Source organism: Nocardia sp. NPDC055029 (assembly GCF_053608525.1).
Genome location: NZ_JBSGVQ010000079.1, coordinates 1 through 4990 on the forward strand (window position 1 = coordinate 1; position 4990 = coordinate 4990).

Below are 4990 nucleotides of genomic sequence, written 5' to 3' on the forward strand. Positions count from 1 at the left end.
GCTCGCGCACAGCGCGAGCCGAATCCGTTCTGCGTTTCTATGTCATCGAGTTCAGCGCAGGGTGACCTGACGCGAACGCAGGCCGTCGCGCGAACGGCGCTCCTCGCCCGTCATCGGGGCATCCGAGGCCAGCGCCTCGGCCAGCCGCGCACCGAACTCGCGGGCGGGGGCCTCCCACTCGGTGGGGTGCCGCTCGGGATCGAGGTCGAACACCGGCACCAGCAGGCCGTGCGTACGGAACGAACCGGCGAAGCGCGAGCCCTCGCCCATGTGCAGGCCGCCCGCGGCGTGCACGCGAGCCAGCGCCAGCATCAGCGTGTCCTCGTCCTCGGGACGCACCCAGCGCACATGCGCCTTCTCGCCCGCGTCGACCCACCAGGCCGCGCCGACACCGTCGCCGCCCAGGTTCAGTCGCGCCGACGGCATGATGGCCTGCTTGGCCTGCTCGATCGTCGCCGCCACCTGCGGATCGGGGGTCACGCCCTCGGGCACCCACCAGTCGAAGTCCTGGTGCACGGTGAGCTCGAGGTCGGCGCCGGGATCGATGACGTCGGCCAGGCGCGGACCGCCGTCGACGGACTCGGCCGAGTTCAGCGACTCGCCGGGCTCGGCGGACTGCGTCCACAGGATCGCCGCGGCGATATCGGCGGACGGGTCGGTGCCCTGGTGCTGCATCTGGGTGCCGACGTAGCCGACCGGCTCGTCGCCGGCGCGGACCAGCGCGGCCACCGCACCGGGTAGCACCGTCGCCAGCGTCACCGAGCGCTCGGCGGCGACGCCGGGCACCAGCTTCAAGGTCGCGGTCGCCGACGGCACGAACTCCCGCAGCGCCACCAGATCACATTCGGCAGCAAGCCCCTCGAACGGCCGCGTCGGGGCCGCAGATGCCTGCTCCTGCGCCGCACGCCGCTCGGCGAGACGCTGAGCCCGATTACTGTCGGGCTTCGGACTGTTCCGCTTGCTTTTACCCACGGCGAGAGTTTATGGCCGGGTGGCGATGTCGTTGCGCGCGACCCGGCGGAAAACTCACACGCCGGCGAGCAGTGCCTTGGTGCGGCCGGGGTGATTGGTGGCGACCCAGCTGACGCCGAGGTCGGCGCACAATGTCACGTCGTCGGGATCGTCGACGGTCCAGCAGTAGGTGGCGCGGCCCGCGGCGGCGGCCTTGTCGACGAGTTCGGGATGCTCGCGCAGCGTCTTCACCGAAGGGCCGACGGCGGTCGCGCCGACGGTGGTCGCCGCGCCGCCACCGAGGAAGCGCGAGGATTCGCCGAGCAGCACGGTCGGCAGCAGCGGGGCGGCGCGGCGGATCCGCCAGACCGCGGTCGCGGCGAACGACATCACCACCGCACGGGAGTGGTCGGCCGAGGCGGGCGTCGCGATCCCGAAACGCTGGAGTTCGGCGAGCACCTTGTTCTCCACCAGCGCGCCGTAGCGCACAGGGTGCTTGGTCTCGATGAACAGCTTGGTCGGCCTGCTGCGCCAGTCGAGCACGAGACCGATCAGATCGCTGAGGGCGAGGACACCGGACGGCGCGTCGTCGGTGCCGAAGTTCATGTCGCGTAGTTCGGCCAGGGTCAGTTCGCTGACCAGGCCGGTGGCGTCGGAGGTGCGGTCGACGGTGCGGTCGTGCACGCAGACCAGGTGCCCGTCGCGGGTCAAGCGGACGTCGCATTCGACGCCGTCGGCGCCCTGTTCGAGCGCCAGCTCGTAGGCGGCGAGGGTGTGCTCGGGGCGCGCCGCAGACGCACCACGGTGCGCGACAACGAATGGCGCGCGATTGCCCTGGCTCACTTGGCCACAACCTCCTCCTGCGTATTCTCGCCTGTTTCGGCGGGATGCGCGCGTTCAACCTCATCCTGCCCGGTCGCAGGTACACCGGGCTGGACGGGGGCGATGACGACCTCGGCGGGATCGGCGGCCATCACCCAGCGGTGTGCCGCGCGCGGCGCGCCACGCAGGTCGCGGCCTTCGAGCTGACGGACGGTCCACAGCGTGAGCACCGCGAAACCGGCCGCGCACAGATCGCTGAACGCGGTGAACGAGACACCGTCGGCCTCGGCCTGCAGGGTCGACGCGTCACGCCACAGCGTCGCGCCGACGAGGATCAGGCCGCTGAGCACCCAGGCCGCCCACCAGATCCGCACGGCCCGCAGGGCTCGCGGATCGGCCGCGGGCCCGAGCAGCTCGGTGAGGAAGACGCCCGGCCAGATCAGGTTCACGCCGGGCACCAGGCAGCCGAGGATCAGCGACCACCGGCGCCGCGGATCGCGCCTGCCCTGCGCGGCGAACCGCGCGCGACGCGCTTCGATCAGCCACGCGACCAGCGCGAGCGCCGCGGCGAGGGCACACAGCGGCGCGATGACGCCGAACACCCACACCGACATGTCCGAGATCCACAGCAGCCAGCTGGGGATGAGGGTGGTCCGGTTGCGCAGCAGGATCAGGTACCGGCCGTATTCGGCGAAGGCCGCGACCAGGAACGCCAGCGCGGTGACGACAAGCAGCAGATCGCGGTTGGCCGCGATGCCACGCAGCGGCCGCTCCGGCGCGCGACCTGGCGCGGGCGGCGGATCGAGCAGGCCCCAGCGCGGAATCTCGGTGTAGCGCGGGGTCGGGCCGAGCGGTGCGGACGTGGTCGACGCCCCGGCCTTGCGGATGCGGTGATCCGGCCTGCGCGCGACCCAGCGGTAGTTGCGCTGGGAGGCGGGCGCGTCGACCTTGCCCGGCGAAAGCAGCACGCCACGGCAGCGGGGGCACCAGTGCATCGGCGCGCCCTGCACGGCCCACCGCGCGCCACAGCGTGCACATGGTTGCACCACCGAACTCACCCGCGCACCCCGTTCCGGACTAGTAGATCTTGGCTTCGTGCTCGCCGTCGGCGACCACCGGGCGGCCCGTCTGCTGCCAGGCCACCATTCCCCCCGCGACGTTCACTGCCTCGTACCCGACGTGGGCCAGGTACTTGACGACCTCGATCGAGCGCCCGCCCTGCCTGCACACGACGTACACCTCGGCGTCGATGTCGATCTCGTCGATCCTGGCGGGCACGTCGACCATCGGGATGTGGATCGCGCCCGGCGCGTGGCCGAGCTCCCACTCGTCGGGTTCGCGCACGTCGAGCAGCTGGGCGCCTGCCACCGGCTCGGCGTTGTCGAACGCGGCGGGTACCGCACCCACCGGCACCGTGGGGACATCGGAGCTCGTCACGCCTCGATCCTGCCATGTCGGAAGCGACGGGGGGCGAGGCTGTGCGCGGTCTGTGGATGGATGGGGGTTATCCACAGAATCCACAACTTGATCCACAGGTCTCAGCTATCGGTCAGCACACAACCGTGAGGCGTGGGCTATCAACCGACGTGGAGCCGGAGAAGCCAGTCGGCGAAACGGCCGATCCGGGACTCCCCTCCATGTCATCCCGGAGCGGCCGCTCGCCGCTGACGTCGGGATTCCGCGGTTGCATCGGTCCCGACATCTACTTGGACGCGAGCCGGGCCGTTTCGGTTCCATAAAAACGACATCACTAGAGAAAATCCTAAATCCTGGGATCTGGGCGGCCAGATCGGTAGCCTGAGCGCATGAACGTGAGCAGGGGGCTACTCGACAGTTTCGACATCAACGGCCTGAATACCGCTTTGTCCGAATCAACCTGTCTCGGAGTAGAGGTGGACGCCACGGCGGGGCGGCTGCAACTCGCTCTCGAGGTGCTGACGCTACCCGCCGAAGGACCAGCGCCGACCGAGGCGAAAGTCCTGCTCACCTTCACCGGAGTCACCCGGGTCGCCGCTTCCCTGCGCATCCAGCGCTGGGACGACATCGAGGCCAGGGTCCTCCCGCTGACCCTCGACCAACTCGACGAAGCCATCGAGAGTTTCGGCGGCGGCGGGCTGCACGGCTGGGAATTCATCGATCTCGACGACAGCGGCTGGACACTGTGGAGCGAGCTGCTCAGCTTCGACACGGTGCTCGACCAGCGCATCGCCGCGCACGTCATCGAGTTCTCCCAGGAAGAGGGCATCGATCCGCGGGAACTCGATGTCCGCGTCTGGTTCGACAAGATCACCGTCACCGACTTCGGTGGCAAGGAAATCCCCATGGCGGAGTTCATCGATGGCGGTCGCCGCTGGTGGGCCGCACACGATTCCGGCGACACCAGGGCTTCCAAGGCCGACGTCGCCCCTCCGCTGTAATCCGGGCCGATTCGGCACCACCCGCCCTGTCCCGGGAATGAGGGACCACACGCCTGCGGTTGCAGCGAGCGGGTGTACGAATGATGGTTGGTGTGCTCGACCGAATGGGCGCACACAGCCCGACACACGGAAAGGGACATCGTGGCCGTCTACACACTGCCCGAACTCGATTGGGACTTCAGCGCGCTGGAGCCGCACATCTCCGGACAGATCAACGAGATCCACTTCACCAAGCACCACGCCGCCTACGTCGCCGGCGCCAACGCGGCACTGGAGAAGCTGGAAGCCGCCCGTGAGGCCGGCGACCACGCCGCCATCTTCCTGAACGAGAAGAACCTGGCGTTCCACCTGGGTGGCCACACCAACCACTCCATCTGGTGGAAGAACCTCTCGCCCAACGGTGGCGACAAGCCGGTCGGTGACCTGGCCGCCGCGCTCGACGACCAGTTCGGTTCGTTCGACAAGTTCCGCGCGCAGTTCACCGCTGCCGCGAACGGCCTGCAGGGCTCCGGCTGGGCCGTCCTGGGTTACGACACCCTCGGCCAGAAGCTGCTGACCTTCCAGCTGTACGACCAGCAGGCCAATGTGCCGATCGGCATCATCCCGCTGCTGCAGGTCGACATGTGGGAGCACGCCTTCTACCTGCAGTACAAGAACGTCAAGGCCGACTACGTGACCGCGTTCTGGAACGTCGTCAACTGGGCCGACGTGCAGGAGCGCTTCGCCCGCGCCGTGACCCAGGGCAAGGGCCTCATCTTCGGTTAAGAAGCCCTTCGACGGGCCCGGACGCGGTTTCGCCG

6 protein-coding genes are annotated in these 4990 nt (G+C 69.1%); 2 read left to right on the forward strand and 4 right to left on the reverse strand.

Annotation, left to right across the window (positions count from 1 at the left end; all coding sequences use genetic code 11):
• Positions 1-51: 51 nt before the first annotated feature.
• The 4 genes from ACWF9G_RS34165 to ACWF9G_RS34180 all read right to left on the reverse strand — a co-directional run bounded on the left by ACWF9G_RS34165 (position 52) and on the right by ACWF9G_RS34180 (position 3210).
• Entirely contained in the window at positions 52-972 is a 921-nt protein-coding gene (locus ACWF9G_RS34165) for a DUF5926 family protein (RefSeq protein WP_379309227.1), read from the reverse strand.
• Between the two features lie 54 nt (positions 973-1026).
• Complete coding sequence (locus tag ACWF9G_RS34170; protein ID WP_378848681.1) at positions 1027-1794, reverse strand: glycerophosphodiester phosphodiesterase; 768 nt, start codon at positions 1792-1794, stop codon at positions 1027-1029.
• A complete protein-coding gene (locus ACWF9G_RS34175; RefSeq protein ID WP_452520357.1) occupies positions 1791-2768 on the reverse strand; it encodes a DUF4328 domain-containing protein in 978 nt (325 codons plus the stop codon). The genes ACWF9G_RS34170 and ACWF9G_RS34175 overlap by 4 nt, the downstream gene beginning before the upstream one ends.
• Before the next feature lie 82 nt (positions 2769-2850).
• Positions 2851-3210: a rhodanese-like domain-containing protein gene (locus ACWF9G_RS34180; protein ID WP_379309225.1), complete on the reverse strand. Its 360-nt coding sequence runs from the start codon at positions 3208-3210 to the stop codon at positions 2851-2853.
• 368 nt (positions 3211-3578) lie between these two features.
• Between ACWF9G_RS34180 and ACWF9G_RS34185 the strand changes: the two genes are divergently transcribed.
• Positions 3579-4190, forward strand: a complete 612-nt coding sequence (locus ACWF9G_RS34185) for a hypothetical protein (RefSeq protein ID WP_452520359.1) — start codon at positions 3579-3581, stop codon at positions 4188-4190.
• A 141-nt stretch (positions 4191-4331) separates the two neighbouring features.
• Positions 4332-4955: a superoxide dismutase gene (locus ACWF9G_RS34190; protein WP_189031919.1), complete on the forward strand. Its 624-nt coding sequence runs from the start codon at positions 4332-4334 to the stop codon at positions 4953-4955.
• Positions 4956-4990 lie beyond the last annotated feature (35 nt).

Excerpts from the sequence above, each read along its gene's own strand:
- ACWF9G_RS34175 (WP_452520357.1), bottom strand. The coding sequence starts at position 2,768 with ATGCACTGGTGCCCCCGCTGCCGTGGCGTGCTGCTTTCGCCGGGCAAG.
- ACWF9G_RS34185 (WP_452520359.1), top strand. The coding sequence starts at position 3,579 with ATGAACGTGAGCAGGGGGCTACTCGACAGTTTCGACATCAACGGCCTG.